An 18,796-nucleotide genomic window follows, 5' to 3' on the forward strand; every position below is an offset into this window, starting at 1 on the left:
TCGTGTTTTTGAAAAGGCTGGAAATCGCAGGCTTTAAATCTTTCGCGGAAAAGATCCATGTTGATTTCGTACCAGGAGTAACGGCCATTGTAGGGCCTAACGGAAGCGGAAAAAGTAATATTATCGATGCGATTCGCTGGGTGCTCGGTGAACAATCCGCAAAATCATTGCGCGGTAGTAAAATGGAAGATGTCATTTTCGCAGGCAGTGATTCCCGCAAAGCAGTTAATTTTGCAGAAGTCACACTCATATTGGATAATACACAAAATCTATTTCCGCTTGACTACACTGAAATCAGTGTAACTAGAAGAGTTTTTCGATCCGGAGATAGTGCATATCTGCTAAACGGCCAGACTTGCAGGTTAAAAGATATCACCACGCTATTTATGGATTCAGGGCTGGGAAAAGAGGCTTTCTCCATTATTTCGCAAGGTCGGGTTGATGAAATATTGAATAGTCGTGCTGATGAAAGACGCAATGTCTTTGACGAAGCAGCAGGTGTCTTGAAATATAAAACACATAAACTGCAAGCAGAGCATAAATTATTTGAGACGACTGATAATTTAGATCGTGTACTGGATATATTAAAAGAAATCGATGATCGACTCATTCCTCTTCAAAAAGAAGCAAGTTTGGCGCGTAAAGCTTCTGATCTACGTGCAGAACTTCGGGAAGCTGATGTTCGTCTACTCCACCACGACGCTTCTGCTTTACAACAGCAAATTTCTGAAAAAACGGCAGTTGTAAAAAATGATGAATTAGAATTGCGAAAGACTTCCGATGACCTTACACAATATGAACAAGAATTGGACTTTGACAAAAAAGGCCTTAAGAAAGTAGAGCTTCAACTGGATGAATATCAAAACGAATTGATCGAACAGGCAGCAGAAGCTGAAAAGTGGGAAGGCAGAAGATTGCTATCCGTTGAAAAGACCCGCAATACGAAGCAACAAGTGGAGCGTATTGAAAAAGAGTTGCTTACTGCAGAACAAGCACAACAAATGGCTAAAGATAAACTTCATTCCATGCAGATGAAGCAGAAAGCTGCTCAGCATGAACTTGAAGAAGTGACGAAAGAAAGTAAGCAAGTCACGGCCATGTTAAACAGTTCATTAAAAGAAACCGAACAGCAAATTGAACAATTGAAATCCGTCTACATTGAGCGCCTCAATGAAGAGGCGACTGTACGAAGTGAAATCAAGCATGTAGAAGAGCGGCTTCAGGGAGAGAAATCTTCCACAGAAAAGATCACGGTTCAAACTACCTTGCTTTCCGAACGCAAACAACAACTTGCGAAAGAACAGCAGGAAAAGATTAAAGAAAAAAATAGTGTACAGCAACAGCTTGACGAGCTAGAGAAGTCAGCTAGAGCTTGTCATCAACAATTAACAGAAGAAGAGCAACGTCTATCTACCCAACAGCAGTTTCTGCAAAAAGCATTGCGTAAACAATCCGAAATGCAAGGAAGACTTCGTGCTCTGGAAAGTCTTGAAAAGGACTTTTCAGGGTTCTATTCAGGTGTCAAAGAAGTACTTCATGCGAAGCAACAACAACGGATACAGGGCATCGAAGGGGCTGTAGTGGAACTCATTACGACAGAACCAGCCTACACAAAAGCAATCGAAACGGCACTTGGTGGTGCCATGCAGCATATTATTACCACGACTGAGCGTGATGCAAGACGAGCTATCGGTTATTTAAAAACGAAAAATTTCGGTCGCGCTACGTTTCTTCCTATGGATATTTTAAAGCCGCGTGAACTACCTATGAATAGCCGGCAAGTACTCACGCAACAGCAAGGTTTTATCGGAACAGCATTTGAACTCATTCAGACATCTGTGGCATATGAGTCGGTTGCTAAAAATTTACTAGGTCAAACGATTATCGCTAGTGATTTAGAAGCTGCATCAGGTTTAGCAAAAACAATAGGACACCGCTATCGCATAGTGACGCTGGACGGAGATATAATAAATGCAGGCGGTTCATTGACAGGTGGCGGGGCGAAAGGCCAATCCACGCTTTTTTCACGTAAGGCGGAGCTAGAGACTCTTGCAAATCAATTGCAGCAAATGGATGAGTCTATTCAACAGGCTACTGCACAGACGTCTGAAACGCGTAATCTCGTTGGAGCGAGTTTACATCTTCGTGATCAATTACGCGTGAAATTAGAAGAAATCCAACAGAAAAAGTCTCTTATTCAGTCATCTTTACAAGAAACGGAAATGGAAATGCGTTCTGTTGAAATGGAAATATCCACAATTGAAATCGGACGCACAGATACAGTTTCTGCCGAAAAACAGTTATCGACTAAAAAACAAGAGCTACAAACTCGTCATGAAGCATTAAAAAATGAACTTCAAGAGACGTTGGAAAAGTTGGAAGGTTTGGAAAGATTAGTAGAGAACCGACGAGAAGAACAACAATCTCTACAGAAGAGATTGCATGACTTACAACAAAAAAGCGCCGTATTGAAAGAGCAAAATGCCTATCATTCAAGCGGTATGTTGGAAACAGTCACCCAATTAGATGAATTGGAGCAGACAATAAGCCGTTTGCGAGAAGAACAGCAATATGTGCAAGAGGTTGTAATAGGTAAGGAGTTAACGCCTGAGGAAATAGATAAACAAAGTCAACAAGCGAATGAAGCAAAACAAACATTGCAAAAAACGATCGAGACGGAAAAAGCAAAGCGTGTTCAGCAAGCAAAGCATGTTCACGATCAAGAACAACGTATTAAAACGATTAGACAACAAGTAAGTACTATTTCTGAGCGACTGAACACATTGAGGATTCAGTTATCCAGACTCGAAACACAGTATGAAACGGTTAGAGATCGTTTGGATGAAGAATACGGCTTGCGGCCGAATGAACTGCAGATTGAGCCGGTGGATATTCCGCTACTTCGCAAAACAGTGGAAGATTGTAAGCGACAACTAGCCACGATAGGACCTGTCAATCCGAATGCGATTCAAGAATTTGAAGAAGTTTCAGAACGTCATGAGTTTTTACAATCACAGCGAAATGATTTGGTCGAAGCTAAAAATACGTTACAAGAAGCCATGGCAGAAATGGATCAGGAAATGAAGAGCCGCTTCGAGACAACATTTGAAGCGATTCGTAGTCATTTTCGTCGCGTATTTAAGGATATGTTTGGTGGTGGGGAAGCGGATCTTGTATTAACGGATCCAAACAACTTACTTACGACCGGAATTGATATCATGGCACGACCTCCGGGGAAAAAATTACAGAATTTGCGCCTGTTATCTGGCGGGGAACGTGCATTAACGGTTATTTCTTTGTTGTTCTCTATTTTAGAAGTTCGTCCTGTGCCTTTTTGCATTCTCGATGAAGTAGAAGCGGCACTGGATGAAGCGAATGTCGTACGATATAGTAATTATTTGAGGAAGGTTTCGGATCAGACACAATTCATTGTGATCACGCATCGAAAAGGCACGATGGAAGGTGCGGACGTCTTATATGGCATTACGATGCAAGAGTCAGGTGTCTCGAAATTACTTTCTGTTAAACTATCTGAAGTGCCAGAGGAAATCAGTAGCTAAGGAGTGAAGTGAATGTCTTTCTTTAAGAAGATAAAAGATAAAATATCAGGAACAAACGAAGTGGTAGCAGAGAAGTTCAAAGATGGACTGACAAAGACACGCGACTCATTTACATCGAAAGTTAATGATTTAGTATTTAGATTCCGTGTAGTCGATGAAGAATTCTTCGAAGAATTGGAAGAATTATTACTCCAAGCAGACGTAGGCTTCGAAACGGTTATGGAATTGATTGATTTGCTGAAAGAAGAAGTGCAACGTAAAAATATCAAGGACACTTCAGGTATGCAATCATTAATATCTGAGAAGCTTGTAGAAATTTACAATTCAGGTGAAGAAGTTTCTAGTGAACTGAATATCGAAGAAGGAAGACTAAACGTAATTTTAATGGTCGGTGTGAACGGTGTGGGGAAAACAACAACGATCGGAAAAATGGCTGCCCGCCTTACGAAAGAGGGAAAAACTGTTATGCTAGCTGCCGGTGATACATTCCGCGCAGGTGCCATTGAACAGCTTGTTGTCTGGGGAGAACGTACGGGTGTAGAGGTTGTACGTCAGGCAGAAGGTTCAGATCCAGCTGCAGTTATCTTTGATGCTGTGAAGGCGGCTAAGAAGCGTAATGTTGATGTGTTAATCTGTGATACAGCAGGTCGCTTACAAAATAAAGTGAACTTGATGAATGAGCTAGAAAAAGTACACCGCGTCATTGGCCGAGAAATTGAAGACGCTCCACATGAAGTATTATTGGCGTTAGATGCGACGACTGGACAGAACGCGTTAATCCAAGCGCAGACATTTAACGACGCGACGAATGTCACAGGGATTGTATTGACCAAGCTAGATGGTACAGCGAAAGGCGGTATTGTATTAGCTATTCGTAATAAGCTCGATATTCCAGTAAAATATGTAGGTCTCGGTGAAGGCATCGATGATTTACAACCTTTCGATCCGGTGAAATATGTTTATGGATTGTTTGCGAACGGATTGGAAATGGAAGAAACTGAAGACGATGAAAACGAAGTTGAAGAAGACAAGTAAAATCACTTGACAGCATTACAAGCGCACGATAGTATAGAATAGTGGCTGAAGGAGGTCGTGATCTTGCTTGAAAAAACGACAAGAGTGAACTTCCTCTTTGATTTTTATCAATCATTATTAACTGACAAACAACGTTTATATATGCAATTATATTATTTGGATGATCTTTCTCTCGGTGAAATCGCTGAGCAGTATGGCGTATCGAGACAGGCTGTGTATGACAATGTGAGACGGACTGAGGCTATGCTCGAAGATTACGAGAAGAAACTCAATCTGTTTGAAAAGCATGAAGGTCGACTTGAAATTATAGAGCTACTGGAAGAAATGGCTCCTAGTCAAAATTCCAGTCACTTCATGAAATTGCTACATACCTTAAAGGATTTTGAATAGGGGGGATTGTCTATGGCATTTGAAGGTCTAGCCGAACGCCTGCAAGGAACTATGAATAAAATTACAGGCAAAGGTAAAATTAACGAAGCTGACGTAAAAGAAATGATGCGTGAAGTGCGTTTTGCACTAATTGAAGCAGACGTTAACTTGAAAGTCGTTAAACAATTTGTCAAGACGGTCAGCGAGCGCTCAGTGGGTCAGGACGTAATGAAAAGTTTGACACCTGGTCAGCAGGTAGTGAAAATCGTAAAAGACGAATTAACGAATTTGATGGGTGGAGAACAAAATCCTATTCAATTCGCACGTAAATCGCCTACAGTCATCATGATGGTAGGTTTGCAAGGTGCTGGTAAAACAACGTCTACTGGTAAATTAGCCACAGTTCTACGTAAAAAGCATAATAAGAAACCTTTGCTTGTGGCTGCGGATGTATATCGCCCAGCAGCGATTCAACAACTGGAAACGTTAGGGAAACAGATCACAGTACCTGTGTTTTCTATGGGGACCGATCAATCGCCTGTTGAAATTGCCAAACAAGCAATGGAAGAGGCAGAACGTGAGCATAATGATGTTGTAATCATTGATACTGCAGGTCGACTCCATGTGGATGAAGCACTTATGCAGGAACTGAAAGATATTCGTGAACTGACTAATCCTGATGAAATATTCCTCGTAGTGGATGCGATGACAGGTCAAGATGCAGTCAATGTCGCGAAAAGTTTCGATGATACACTTGGAATCACTGGCGTCATCTTAACAAAACTTGATGGGGACACACGTGGGGGTGCGGCATTATCTATTCGTACCGTTACAGAAAAACCAATCAAATTTGTCGGTATGGGTGAAAAGATGGATGCGCTTGAACCATTCCATCCAGAACGTATGGCGTCACGAATTTTAGGTATGGGCGATGTCATGTCATTGATTGAAAAAGCGCAGGAAAACGTCGATGAAAATAAAGCGAAAGAGTTAGAGCAGAAATTGCGTACTCAAAGCTTTACGCTAGATGACTTTCTTGATCAAATGCAACAAGTAAAGAAGATGGGACCACTCGACGAAATTCTGAAAATGATGCCGGGTGCGAACAAAATCAAAGGACTCGACAATGCTAAAGTGGATGAGAGTCAGATGGGTCGTGTGGAAGCAGTCATTTACTCTATGACGCTTGCTGAACGGGAAAACCCGGAAATTATTAATGCGAGCCGCAAAAAAAGAATTGCTACAGGTTCTGGAACTTCCACTCAAGAAGTCAACCGTTTGCTGAAGCAGTTTGAGGAAATGAAGAAAATGGTTAAGCAAATGACCAATATGCAACAAAAAGGTAAGAAGAAAGGTAAAATGCCTGGTTTTGATGCGTTTTTTAAATAAAATAGAAGGTGTTAAGAAAAAACACTTTACAAACAAATAAAACCTTGGTAATATACTATCTTGTGTGAAACTATTCGGAGGTGTAGATAATAATGGCAGTTAAAATTCGTCTAAAACGTATGGGAGCTAAGAGATCTCCTTTTTATCGTATTGTAGTAGCTGATGCACGTGCACCACGTGACGGCCGTCAAATCGATCAGGTTGGTACATACAACCCGCTTACAAAGCCAGCAACAGTTGAAATCAACGAAGAATTGGCTTTGAAATGGCTTCAAGATGGAGCTAAACCATCTGATACAGTTCGTAACTTGTTCTCTGAGCAAGGTATCATGGAAAAATTCCATAACGCTAAATACAGCAAGTAATTTGGAGGGGTGGACATGAAGCAGCTGATTGAAACAATTGTAAAACCGTTAGTCGATTACCCGGACGACGTGAAAGTGGTAGCTGAAGAACAGTCTCAACGAGTTGTTTATCAGTTATCAGTGAATGCGGAAGATATGGGTAAAGTGATCGGGAAGCAAGGTCGTGTGGCAAAAGCGATCCGTACGATTGTTTACTCAGCAGCAGGCAGCCACCACGGCAAAAAAGTGTATTTGGATATCTTGGATTGATCCAAAAGGAAGGAGCCCCGGTTCCTTCCTTTTTTGCACATATAAATACTTTTATTTATATAACGGAGGCGAAATAATGGAATGGTTTAATGTAGGCACGATTGTGAATACGCATGGTATTAAAGGTGAAGTTCGTGTGATGTCCAAAACGGATTTTCCGGATGAGCGATATGAAGTGGGAAGTGAGCTTGCGATCTTCATGCCAAAAAGCAAGGCACCTACGTTTGTGAAAGTGATTAGTCACCGTAAGCATAAAAATTTCGATTTACTTATGTTTGAAGGCTATCCAAATATCAATGATGTCGAGAAGTTCCGCGACGGTGTAATCAAAGTATCGGAGAAAGAATTGACAGAACTCGAAGAAAATGAATTTTATTATCATGAAATCATTGGCTGCCGCGTGGTTACTGAAACAGGTGAAGAAATCGGTACGGTTACAGAAATTATTGAAACAGGTGCCAATGATGTATGGGAGGTAACGCCTGCTGAAGGCAAGCCGCATTATATCCCATATATCGAAGATGTGGTAAAGGATATCGATATTGACGAGCAAATCATTAAAATTGAATTGATGGACGGATTGCTTTCATGATGAAAATCGACGTTCTTTCATTGTTCCCAGAAATGTTTGAAGGTGTACTTCAATCTTCCATCATGAAAAAAGCGCAAGAACAGCAAGCCGCATCGTTTACAGTCACGGATTTTCGTGACTACTCAACAAACAAACATAAAAAAGTGGATGATTATCCGTACGGTGGCGGTGCAGGAATGGTACTGAAACCTGAACCTCTCTTTGCGGCTGTAGAAGCCGTCACGAACACAAGTAACAGTAAGCCCCGCGTGATCTTAATGTGTCCACAAGGCGAACGTTTCACGCAGAAGAAAGCAGAAGAACTTGCGAAAGAGCAACATCTAGTTTTTATCTGTGGCCATTACGAAGGATATGATGAGAGAATTCGTGAACATTTGGTTACGGATGAAATCTCACTAGGTGACTTCGTGTTGACGGGTGGGGAAGTTGCTTCTATGGCGATCATTGATAGTGTAGTGCGGTTACTCCCTGACGTTCTAGGCAATGATCAATCGGCTGTCCACGACTCGTTTTCAACGGGTATGTTAGAACATCCGCAATACACTCGGCCAGCAACGTTCAACGGCCTTGAAGTGCCTCCTGTGCTGTTGTCGGGCAATCATGCCGAGATTGAAAAGTGGAGAGAAGAGCAAGCATTCATTCGAACGGCACAACGGCGTCCTGAATTATTGCAAGAAGCACCGTTAACAGATCATCAAAAAAAACTTTATCAGCAATGGGTACAAAAAAGAGGTTAATTTAGCTTGATTCGTTAACAAGCGTGTGCTATGATTTATAAAGCGCTTTTTAAGAGCGCCTATTTTACTGTTGTTCCGCTGCAAAGCAAAACGTGCAAGAGCATCAGAAAAGAAGGAGAGAAAAACATGCAAAAACTAATTGCAGATATTACAAAAGATCAGTTACGCACTGAACACCCTTCATTCCGTCCTGGCGATACACTTCGCTTGCACGTGAAGATCATTGAGGGAACTCGTGAGCGTATCCAGTTGTTCGAAGGTATTGTTATCAAACGTCGCGGTGGCGGAATCAGCGAGACTTTCACTGTACGTAAAATTTCAAATGGTGTTGGCGTAGAGCGTACATTCCCATTACACACACCTAAGCTAGCTAAAATTGAAGTAACTCGTCGCGGTAAAGTTCGTCGTGCGAAGTTGTACTACCTACGTAAACTACGTGGTAAAGCAGCACGTATTAAAGAACTCCGCTAATAAGATAAACAGAAACGAAGGAGGCCTTGTACTTGGCCTCCTTTCTTTTTGCTCAGAAAGACAATTGGCTGTACAATAATAACAGACAGGGCAGGAGGCTAGATTGATGGAAGAGAAAAAAACGAGAAGTGAAGGACTGGAATGGATTAAAGCATTGTTAATAGCGTTTGGATTAGCCGCCATTATTCGTATCTTTTTATTCACACCAATCGTCGTTGATGGTATTTCCATGATGCCGACGTTGGAACATGGGGACCGTATGATCGTTAATAAAATCGGTTATACAATTGGTGAACCACATCGTTTCGATATCGTAGTATTCCATGCGCCTGAGCAGAAAGATTATATTAAACGTGTGATTGGTCTGCCAGGAGATACAGTGGAGTACAGAGATGATGTACTGTATGTAAACGATGAACCATACGAAGAGCCGTACCTCGATCAATACAAAGCGGAAGTGCAAGATGGTACGCTAACGGAAGACTTTACACTGCAGGACATACCGCAAATCGAGGCAGAAACAGTGCCTGAAGATCACATATTTGTAATGGGTGATAACCGTCGGAAAAGTAAAGATTCCAGACATATTGGTGCAGTTTCAATCGATGAAGTCATCGGCAGTACCAGTGTAGTATTCTGGCCGATTAAAGACTTCGGTATTGTGAAATAACGAAAGGAGACGATTCGAATGGCTATTCAATGGTTTCCAGGCCATATGGCGAAAGCAAGACGTGAAGTCACAGAAAAACTAAAGTTAGTGGATATAGTATTTGAGTTAATTGATGCTAGGCTGCCGCTTTCATCACGTAACCCTATGATAGACGAAGTGACACAGCAGAAACCAAGATTGCTTATTTTAAATAAGATGGATTTAGCGGACGAAGTGCAAACTAAACGTTGGATTGCCTACTTTGAACAGCGAGGCTTACGTACTGTGGCGATCAACTCATTTGAAGGTAAAGGTATTCAAACAGTTACCAAAGCGGCTAAAGAAATCTTGCAACCCAAATTTGACCGCATGAAGCAGCGAGGAATACGTCCAGGAGCAATTCGCGCAATGATAGTCGGTATTCCAAACGTTGGAAAATCTACGTTGATTAACCGATTAGCGAAGAAAAACATCGCGAAAACAGGAAACAAACCGGGTGTAACCAAAGCGCAACAATGGATTAAATTCGAGAAAGAATTAGAACTTTTGGATACACCAGGAGTACTGTGGCCGAAGTTTGAAGACCAGCAAGTTGGTTATAAGTTGGCGTTAACTGGTGCAATCAAGGACTCTATATTAAATATGGAGGAACTTGCGGTATATGGACTTCGATTTTTAGAGACGCATTATCCTGAAAGATTGGCGCAACGCTATGAAATGACCACAGTGGGTGATCATATTCAATCATTGTTCGATACAATCGGTGAACGTCGAAAAGTATATACTGTAGGCGGAGAAATTGATTATGACAAAGTAGCAGAAATGATCGTACAAGACATCCGCGACCAGCAAGTAGGTAAATTAACATTCGATTTCCCAGAGGAATTCGAATGACTAGACGCAACGGCTTGGAACTCTGATTCCGAACCGTTGCTTTTTTGTCGAAAAAATCATGTAGGAACCGATATAATACATAGACAATCATATTGAAGATGGACAGGTGAAGAAATTGACAACTATACAGCAAATAAAAGATCAATTACTAGAGTTACACGAACCGAATGAGTGGCTTACGGAACTAGAAGCCGACACTAGAAAAGGTGTTCAACAAGCGATTATTCAGTGGCGCGCTCGATATGATAAAAAACAAGCACTTATTCAAGAATTTCAAAAGAAAATAGCTTTTGATGATTCGTATAGATCTTCACGAGTCTCATTAGTGGCGGGAATTGACGAAGCGGGAAGAGGGCCTTTGGCGGGACCGGTAGTTACAGCTGCGGTTGTACTACCTGAGGATTGCTCAGCTTTAATCGGACTGGACGATTCAAAGAAAGTGTCTAAAGAGAAAAGGCAAGAATTTGCTAGATTAATTAAGGAACAGGCCGTGGCGTACGCCATACATGTGCAACCTGCTAAAGTAATAGATGAATTGAACATATATCAAGCAACAAAACAATCGATGGAAATGGCTGTTAATGAACTGGACATAGCGCCACATGTAGTGGTAGCAGATGCAATGAATCTACACACAACATGCCCGTGTTATTCCATTGTAAAAGGTGATGAAAAAAGCTTATCTATTGCAGCTGCCTCTATATTAGCTAAAACAACCCGTGATGCGCTGATGAATGAATTGCATGAGGAGTTTCCTTGGTATGCATTTAATGAGAATGCGGGATATGGAACAGCGAAACATATACAAGGACTTGAAACACATGGATTTTGTGAGCATCATCGTAAATCATTCGAACCGATCAAAACGATGTGGAGGGATCGACAATGAACTTACATTCATTATCCGCTTCATCTGCAAGAGCTACTACGACGGAAACTCAACCGCTGTCACTGAAGGAAGGACAAATGATACATGGCAAGATCACGCAATTATTTCCTGGTCAAATGGCGCAAGTGCAAGTTGGGAATCAGCAGTTGTATGCAAAATTGGAAGTGCCTATGCAGGCAGGAGATAATTATTACTTTAAGGTCAATGGCACTGAACCTGAATTACGGTTACAGGTTATTTCCGGTCCGATGCGGGGAGAAGGTCAGTCAGTTCAACTCAGCCAGTTAATGGAATCGTTAAGTTTACCTAAAACGAAAGAAATGAAAGATGTACTCGCGACAATCGTCAAGCAAAAGATTCCTATGACAAAAGAAAATATGCTTGAAGCTGTCAACCTTCTGAAAACATTGCCTGAAGGAATGAAAGCAGAGGCGCTCGCAACGCTTGGAAAAATGGCTGAAGCAAGGCTACCTTTTACGCCTGCTATATTTCAATCGCTTCTACAAGCTCACACGGGCACGATTGCGCAACAATTCACAACACTGCTAACTACCATCCAAAGTGAGCCTAACCTGCCTCCAGCAATGCGTGAACAGCTTCTGGTGACGATGCAAGCTCTGTCTTCTCCTTTAAGCCAAGCGGTAGGGAAGGAACTGCTTAATCAAACTGTATCCCAATTGCTTAACTCCCAAGCTAGTCAAGCAGACCGGTTTGCTGCACTACAATTATTAAAAAGCGCTGATATACTGCCAGCTCGAACGTCGTTGGCAAACTTGCCTCAAGTATTGGCTGAGCAGACCACCAAAGCGGATACGCTACCTGCAAATGTTACTAGCGTCATGACGAATCAAACAGAGGCCAATAAGGCTATACAGTCTTTAATAACTCAGTTGAGTCAGACGCCTGTTGCAAATCAACAAACAATGAAAGCTGTTGTTCAAAATATTACGCAGCAGCTACCCAACACTACACTTCCGGAATCCGTAAAAAACGCATTGCAGACTGTGATGAATCAGATAACCCAACAACCCATGACAGATGGTGCTAAAGCTATTGTCGTTGAGCAATTTAGTAAAGTATTTACACAAGTTACAGCAACACAAACAGCCGCTATTTCATCACAGCAACCAACTATGATGAAGGAAGAACAACAGTCGGTACTTTCGCTTTTAGTACCACAAAATAAAGAAAATGAGGCAATTCGGGCATTAATGCAAACGGCTGAAAAGTCAGAGAGTAGTCAAGTGAAACAATTAATTCAGCATGCTGAAACTCAAGTATCACAGACGGTAAATGGAGCAGTCATGAAAGAAGCCATACAACATGTATTGAGTACATTAGGTGTGAATTACGAAGCGATGCTCGGTGCAAAAGAACCTGATGTAGCCAATTTGGCAAGCACTTTAAAACCCCAATTGCTAGCCATGCTGCAAGATCCATCGCTTTCACCGGCACTGCGTGAGGCAGCGGAGACCATGGTACTTCGCATGAATGGAACTCTACTCCAGTCAGGAGAGACAGGCACGCAACAACAGCTGATTATGCAACTGCCACTTGAAATGTTTGGTAAGAAAATTGATGCTACGTTGCAATGGAATAGCCGTATGAAAGAAAATGGGAAAATTGACCCAGCCTTTGCACGGATATTATTTTATTTAGAATTAGAATCACTAGCGACAACATTAGTCGATATGCACGTGCAAAATAAAGTGGTGAATTTAACAATTTATAATGATGAATCTTCATTGAAGACAACGGGTGCAACTTTCCAAGATGTCTTGAAAGAAGGCCTTGAAGGAGTAGGTTATAAACTGTCAGGCGTTATGTTTAAAGCATTCACAGAAAAACAGCAAAACATCAAAAAAGCGGCTAACACCTTCCAGTTGGATGAGGGAGGAGTAGATTACAGGATATGAAAAATGAACAACGTTTTACAAGAAAAGAAGCCGTTGCATTGTCCTATGATCCTGAAGTATCAGATGCTCCGAAAGTAATAGCGAAAGGAAAAGGGAAAATTGCTGAAAATATTCTTGAACGCGCGCAAGAACATGCTATTCCCGTTCAGGAAGATCCAAGTCTGCTGGAATTACTTGGTCAATTAAATGTCAACGATACGATACCTGAAGAACTCTACCAAGCTGTATCGGAAGTGTTCGCGTATATTTATCGTTTAGATCGTGAAAAAAGCAATATAAGATAAGGTGCTTTTAAATTGTGGGAAATTAAAGAATTTTGTTTTACAATAGCGATTCATGGACAATGTGTGACGGTTTGATTACAATAAAACAGTAGTTGAACTTCAAGCAATTGTAAATCGAATGGAGGCAGTACGTATGAACATCCATGAATATCAAGGGAAGCAGCTATTGAGAGATTATGGAGTGGCTGTTTCGAAAGGCCGTGTCGCATTTTCACCAAAAGAAGCAATGGCAATCGCGAAAGAAATCGGTACAGAGCCTATTGTGGTAAAAGCGCAAATACACGCAGGTGGACGCGGTAAAGCAGGCGGAGTCAAGATTGTGAAAACGCTTGATGAAGTGCGTTCAGTAGCAGCTGATTTAATCGGTACGCAACTTGTAACACACCAGACTGGTCCTAAAGGGCAAGAAGTAAAACGTCTTCTTGTTGAAGAAGGAATCGATATTGATAAAGAATTCTATATCGGCCTCGTCGTGGACCGAGCAACAGATCGTGTAACATTGATGGGTTCAGCAGAAGGTGGCGTAGAAATCGAAGAGGTGGCAGAACATAGCCCTGAAAAGATTTTCTATGAAGTAATAGATCCGGTAGTTGGTTTGGTTCCTTTCCAGGCACGTCGTATGGCGTTCAACATGGAGATCCCAAGCAATCTTATCAATAAAGCAGTAAGCTTTTTCTTAGGATTATATAAAGTATTCAGTGAAAAAGATGCATCAATCGTGGAGATTAATCCACTGGTCGTAACAAAAGATAATCGTGTACTTGCATTGGACGCGAAATTCAACTTTGACGATAACGCGACATTCCGTCATAAAGACATTATGGAATTACGTGACTATGATGAAGAGGATCCGAAAGAAATTGAAGCATCCAAGTATGACTTGAGCTATATTTCTCTAGACGGAAATATCGGTTGCATGGTTAACGGAGCCGGTTTAGCGATGGCTACAATGGACACGATTCATTTCTATGGCGGAGAACCCGCTAACTTCTTGGATGTTGGGGGCGGCGCGAAGAAAGAAAAAGTAGCGGCTGCTTTCAAAATTATTTTATCTGATCCAAAAGTAAAAGGTATTTTTGTTAATATCTTTGGCGGAATCATGAAATGTGACGTAATTGCTGAAGGTGTAATTGAAGCTGCTAAAGAAGTAGGGCTTCAAGTACCACTTGTCGTGCGTCTTGAAGGAACGAATGTAGAACGCGGGAAAGCCTTGCTGAAAGAGTCCGGCATCAATATTGTTGCAGCGGATTCCATGGCAGAAGGCGCGGAAAAAATCGTCGAGTTGATAGGATAAGAAAGGCAGGTACAAATCATGAGTATTTATGTAAATAAAGATACAAAAGTCATTGTACAAGGAATTACAGGTTCCACTGCCCTGTTCCATACACAGCAAATGTTGGAATATGGTACGAAAATTGTCGCTGGCGTAACGCCTGGTAAAGGCGGTCAGACAGTGGAAGGCGTGCCGGTATTTGATACTGTGGAAGAAGCAGTTAAAGAAACAGGCGCAACTGTTTCCATTATCTATGTTCCTGCACCATTTGCAGCGGATGCAATTATGGAAGGCGTAGATGCTGAACTGGAAATGACAATCTGTATTACAGAGCATATTCCTGTTCTAGATATGATTAAAGTGAAGCGTTATATGGAAGGCAAAAATACTCGCTTGATCGGTCCAAACTGTCCAGGTGTCATCACTGCAGATGAGACGAAGATCGGTATTATGCCAGGCTATATTCATACAAAAGGGCATGTGGGCGTAGTTTCTCGTTCAGGTACACTAACGTATGAAGCGGTTCATCAGTTGACACAAGAAGGAATCGGTCAAACTACGGCTGTCGGAATTGGTGGAGACCCGGTAAACGGCACGAACTTTATCGACGTCTTGAAAGCATTCAATGAAGATCCCGAGACATATGCAGTAGTCATGATCGGTGAGATTGGTGGTACTGCAGAAGAAGAAGCAGCCACTTGGATTAAAGAAAATATGACGAAGCCTGTAGTTGGCTTTATCGGTGGTCAAACAGCACCTGAAGGTAAGCGTATGGGACACGCAGGCGCTATAATTTCCGGAGGTAAAGGTACAGCTGCTGATAAAATCAAAGCTTTACAAGCAGCTGACGTTCAAGTCGCAGAAACACCTTCTGTCATAGGTGAAACATTAATCAAAGTCCTGAAAGAAAAAGGACTATACGAGAAATGTAAAACGAAGTAAACTGAAAGGAGTAGCTTAATTGCTACTCCTTTTTTCGTGCTCATGCTTGTAGTGTCGAACAGAGGAGAATTCGATGCTATATACTAATCAACAACTCCATTTATTGTACGTACATTATATCCATCCAGTACCTTTTAATCGCTTTACGAATCTATTACAAGAGAACCCTTCATTAGAAGATTTACACTCTTACTCCGCTCTTCAGTGGTCGTATGTTTTAAATTTACCCCTTGAAAAAACGGAACAATTTCCAGTGAAATATAAAGAAATATCTTGTCTTCCTATAGTGGAAATGTTAAAGAAAAACGATTGTATTCCCATCACGTATTTTCATTCCAATTATCCCGAGGAGTTAAAACGACTATGTGATCCACCTGCTATTCTTTATACTAAAGGGAATACTCTTTTATTGAAAAAACATCCTTGTGTTGGCATCATTGGTTCCCGCAAAGCGACGAGCTATTCCAAAAAAGCGTTGGAATTTATTGTGCCGCCACTCGTCGATCATCATATCCCAATTGTCTCAGGTTTAGCAGATGGAGCAGATACGATGGCACATCAAGCTGCTATCGGGTACGGTGGAAAGACAATTGGCGTTTTAGGTCATGGGTTTTCTCATATGTATCCGAAAAAGAATCAAAAAATTGCTGAAGAAATAGCGAAAAATCATTTACTTGTGACGGAATATCCACCGTACTTTCCGCCGGCAAAATGGACATTTCCTATGCGCAATCGGATTATTAGTGGTTTATCCAGCGCGTTAGTCATTACAGAATCTGTCGAAAAAAGCGGAACGATGAGTACAGTCGAACATGCTCTTGATCATGGAAAAGAAATATTTGCAGTGCCTGGCTCGATAGATTCTGCTCTATCCGCAGGTCCAAATAAGCTGTTGGATGAAGGGGCCAAGCCGTTATGGAGTGGTTATCAGATTATTGATTCTTTACTATAAATTGGACTATCCTCTTTTTGGCAGATGTTTAAAAGGTTGCATTATCCTGAAAACTGTTATACATTTTGCAACAGATATTCTTTTGCTGAATAAATATAAAGAAATCTCTCTGAGGAGGGAACGATATGGCAGATTACTTAGTAATAGTGGAATCGCCTGCTAAAGCGAAAACGATTGAACGTTACTTAGGAAAGAAGTATAAAGTTAGTGCATCACTTGGTCATTTACGTGATTTACCCCGCAGTCAAATGGGTGTAGATACCGAAAATAATTATGAACCGAAGTATATTACGATCCGAGGAAAAGGACCAATTCTTCAAGACTTAAAAAAAGAAGCAAAAAAAGCGAAGAAAATTTTTCTAGCGGCTGACCCGGATCGTGAAGGGGAAGCAATAGCTTGGCATTTATCACACCAATTAGGTGTAGATATCGAATCTGATTGCCGCGTGGTCTTCAATGAAATCACAAAAGAAGCAATCAAAGAATCTTTTAAACACCCTCGTCCTATTAACATGGATTTAGTGGACGCACAGCAAGCGAGAAGGATATTGGATAGATTGGTAGGCTATAACATTAGCCCGATCCTTTGGAAGAAAGTAAAAAAAGGATTATCCGCAGGACGCGTCCAATCAGTTGCTTTGCGTTTAATCATTGACCGAGAAAATGAAATCAATGCATTTGAACCAGAAGAGTACTGGTCCATTACTTCACAATTCACTAAAGATAACAAAACTTTTGAAGCACAATTTTATGGCGATGCTGCAGAAAAAGTGAAACTGACGAATCAAGAGCAAGTGGAAAAAATCGTCAATTCAATAAAGCCAGACGAATTCGAAGTATCAAAAGTAGTGAAAAAAGAACGTAAACGTAACCCAGCGTTGCCGTTCACAACCTCATCCCTTCAACAAGAGGCAGCACGTAAGCTGAATTTCCGTGCGAGAAAAACGATGATGCTAGCGCAACAATTATATGAAGGAATTGCGATCGGAAAAGAAGGTACAGTTGGTTTGATTACGTATATGCGTACCGACTCGACGAGAATCTCTGATACTGCAAAAGAAGAAGTGAAGTCATTCATCCACACGATGTATGGTGAAGAATTTATTTCAACTAGTACGAAGAAGACGAAAGCTAAAGCAAAAACACAGGATGCACACGAAGCAGTGAGGCCAACTTCAGCTATGCGGCCACCAGACGCGATGAAAGCGTTCTTAACAAGAGACCAACATCGTCTATATAAATTGATTTGGGAGCGTCTCATCGCAAGTCAAATGGCTCCAGCTGTTTTGGATACGGTGACTGCTGATTTCTTAAATGGCGATATTCGCTTCAGAGCATCCGGCTCTCAAGTGAAATTTCCGGGTTTTATGAAAGTGTATATCGAAGGCAATGATGATCAACAAGAAGAAAAGGAAAATATTTTACCACCTCTTGAAGAAGGCGAGCGTATTAAATATGCAGAAGTGGATCCGAAACAGCATTTCACGCAGCCGCCGCCAAGATATTCGGAGGCACGTTTAGTGAAGACGCTTGAAGAGCTAGGTATAGGTAGACCTTCTACGTACGCACCAACACTTGATACTATTCAAAAGCGTGGATACGTCACACTGGATGCCAAACGATTTATTCCAACAGAACTCGGGGGAATCGTCCATCAAGCAGTGGATCAATACTTCCCTAATATCATCGATATCGAATTTACCAGACAAATGGAACAACGTCTCGACCATGTAGAAGAAGGCACAATCGAATGGCGCACTGTGATCGATGATTTCTATCGTGATTTCGAAAAACACGTAGAAGTAGCCGATGCCGAAATGGAAAAAATTGAAATCAAAGATGAACCAGCGGGCGAAGATTGTGAGAAATGTGGTTCTCCGATGGTTTACAAAATGGGACGTTATGGAAAATTCATGGCTTGCTCCAACTTCCCTGATTGTCGTAATACGAAGGCTATTATCAAACCAATTGGTGTGAAATGTCCGAAGTGTAAAGAAGGCGAAGTGGTCGAACGTAAAAGTAAGACAAAAAGAATCTTCTTCGGTTGTGATCAATATCCTGAATGTGACTATGTTTCATGGGATAAACCGATCGCAAGACCTTGTCCGAAATGTCAGCATACAATGGTTGAGAAACGCTTGAAAAAAGGCGTTCAAATCCAATGTACTGAATGTGATTATAAAGAAGAACCGCAAGGCTAGTATGTAAAAAATAATTAATTATAATGAGA

18 protein-coding genes are annotated in these 18,796 nt (G+C 41.4%); all 18 read left to right on the forward strand.

Annotation, left to right across the window (positions count from 1 at the left end; genetic code table 11):
• Window positions 1-2: 2 nt before the first annotated feature.
• The 18 genes from smc (at window position 3) to topA (ending at window position 18,767) form a co-directional block, all read left to right on the forward strand.
• Window positions 3-3,560 (forward strand): chromosome segregation protein SMC, encoded by a 3,558-nt coding sequence (smc, locus tag CSV61_RS02885; RefSeq protein ID WP_158233768.1) that lies wholly within the window; start codon window positions 3-5, stop codon window positions 3,558-3,560.
• Window positions 3,561-3,572: 12 nt separating this feature from the next.
• Window positions 3,573-4,595 carry a signal recognition particle-docking protein FtsY gene (ftsY, locus tag CSV61_RS02890; RefSeq protein ID WP_099638041.1) on the forward strand — a complete coding sequence of 341 codons (1,023 nt, stop codon included), beginning with the start codon at window positions 3,573-3,575 and terminating at the stop codon, window positions 4,593-4,595.
• A 60-nt stretch (window positions 4,596-4,655) separates the two neighbouring features.
• On the forward strand, window positions 4,656-4,985 hold the full coding sequence (locus CSV61_RS02895) for a putative DNA-binding protein (protein ID WP_083036149.1): 330 nt from the start codon (window positions 4,656-4,658) through the stop codon (window positions 4,983-4,985).
• Window positions 4,986-4,997: 12 nt separating this feature from the next.
• Window positions 4,998-6,353 carry a signal recognition particle protein gene (gene ffh, locus CSV61_RS02900; RefSeq protein ID WP_099638042.1) on the forward strand — a complete coding sequence of 452 codons (1,356 nt, stop codon included), beginning with the start codon at window positions 4,998-5,000 and terminating at the stop codon, window positions 6,351-6,353.
• Window positions 6,354-6,445: 92 nt separating this feature from the next.
• Window positions 6,446-6,718, forward strand: a complete 273-nt coding sequence (gene rpsP, locus CSV61_RS02905; protein ID WP_029052320.1) for a 30S ribosomal protein S16 — start codon at window positions 6,446-6,448, stop codon at window positions 6,716-6,718.
• 15 nt (window positions 6,719-6,733) lie between these two features.
• A complete protein-coding gene (locus CSV61_RS02910) occupies window positions 6,734-6,967 on the forward strand; it encodes a KH domain-containing protein (protein ID WP_099638043.1) in 234 nt (77 codons plus the stop codon).
• 76 nt (window positions 6,968-7,043) lie between these two features.
• Complete coding sequence (gene rimM / locus CSV61_RS02915) at window positions 7,044-7,559, forward strand: ribosome maturation factor RimM (protein ID WP_083035408.1); 516 nt, start codon at window positions 7,044-7,046, stop codon at window positions 7,557-7,559.
• Window positions 7,559-8,296 (forward strand): tRNA (guanosine(37)-N1)-methyltransferase TrmD, encoded by a 738-nt coding sequence (trmD, locus tag CSV61_RS02920; RefSeq protein ID WP_083036151.1) that lies wholly within the window; start codon window positions 7,559-7,561, stop codon window positions 8,294-8,296. Before rimM ends, trmD begins: the two co-directional genes overlap by 1 nt.
• Before the next feature lie 126 nt (window positions 8,297-8,422).
• On the forward strand, window positions 8,423-8,767 hold the full coding sequence (gene rplS, locus CSV61_RS02925; protein WP_083035409.1) for a 50S ribosomal protein L19: 345 nt from the start codon (window positions 8,423-8,425) through the stop codon (window positions 8,765-8,767).
• Between the two features lie 106 nt (window positions 8,768-8,873).
• On the forward strand, window positions 8,874-9,437 hold the full coding sequence (gene lepB / locus CSV61_RS02930; RefSeq protein WP_099638045.1) for a signal peptidase I: 564 nt from the start codon (window positions 8,874-8,876) through the stop codon (window positions 9,435-9,437).
• Between the two features lie 18 nt (window positions 9,438-9,455).
• A complete protein-coding gene (gene ylqF, locus CSV61_RS02935; RefSeq protein WP_099638046.1) occupies window positions 9,456-10,310 on the forward strand; it encodes a ribosome biogenesis GTPase YlqF in 855 nt (284 codons plus the stop codon).
• A 115-nt stretch (window positions 10,311-10,425) separates the two neighbouring features.
• Window positions 10,426-11,199, forward strand: coding sequence for a ribonuclease HII (locus CSV61_RS02940; RefSeq protein WP_199173576.1), 774 nt, complete (start codon window positions 10,426-10,428; stop codon window positions 11,197-11,199).
• Entirely contained in the window at window positions 11,196-13,115 is a 1,920-nt protein-coding gene (locus CSV61_RS02945) for a hypothetical protein (protein WP_099638048.1), read from the forward strand. The genes CSV61_RS02940 and CSV61_RS02945 overlap by 4 nt, the downstream gene beginning before the upstream one ends.
• Window positions 13,112-13,399 (forward strand): EscU/YscU/HrcU family type III secretion system export apparatus switch protein, encoded by a 288-nt coding sequence (locus CSV61_RS02950; protein WP_083035414.1) that lies wholly within the window; start codon window positions 13,112-13,114, stop codon window positions 13,397-13,399. The genes CSV61_RS02945 and CSV61_RS02950 overlap by 4 nt, the downstream gene beginning before the upstream one ends.
• A 133-nt stretch (window positions 13,400-13,532) precedes the next feature.
• Entirely contained in the window at window positions 13,533-14,693 is a 1,161-nt protein-coding gene (sucC, locus tag CSV61_RS02955) for an ADP-forming succinate--CoA ligase subunit beta (RefSeq protein WP_083035415.1), read from the forward strand.
• Between the two features lie 18 nt (window positions 14,694-14,711).
• Window positions 14,712-15,614, forward strand: a complete 903-nt coding sequence (gene sucD, locus CSV61_RS02960) for a succinate--CoA ligase subunit alpha (protein WP_099638049.1) — start codon at window positions 14,712-14,714, stop codon at window positions 15,612-15,614.
• Window positions 15,615-15,687: 73 nt separating this feature from the next.
• Window positions 15,688-16,566 (forward strand): DNA-processing protein DprA, encoded by an 879-nt coding sequence (gene dprA / locus CSV61_RS02965; protein WP_099638050.1) that lies wholly within the window; start codon window positions 15,688-15,690, stop codon window positions 16,564-16,566.
• 125 nt (window positions 16,567-16,691) lie between these two features.
• On the forward strand, window positions 16,692-18,767 hold the full coding sequence (gene topA / locus CSV61_RS02970) for a type I DNA topoisomerase (RefSeq protein ID WP_099638051.1): 2,076 nt from the start codon (window positions 16,692-16,694) through the stop codon (window positions 18,765-18,767).
• Window positions 18,768-18,796: the final 29 nt, after the last annotated feature.

Source organism: Sporosarcina sp. P3 (assembly GCF_002743415.1).
Classification (GTDB): domain Bacteria; phylum Bacillota; class Bacilli; order Bacillales_A; family Planococcaceae; genus Sporosarcina; species Sporosarcina ureae_A.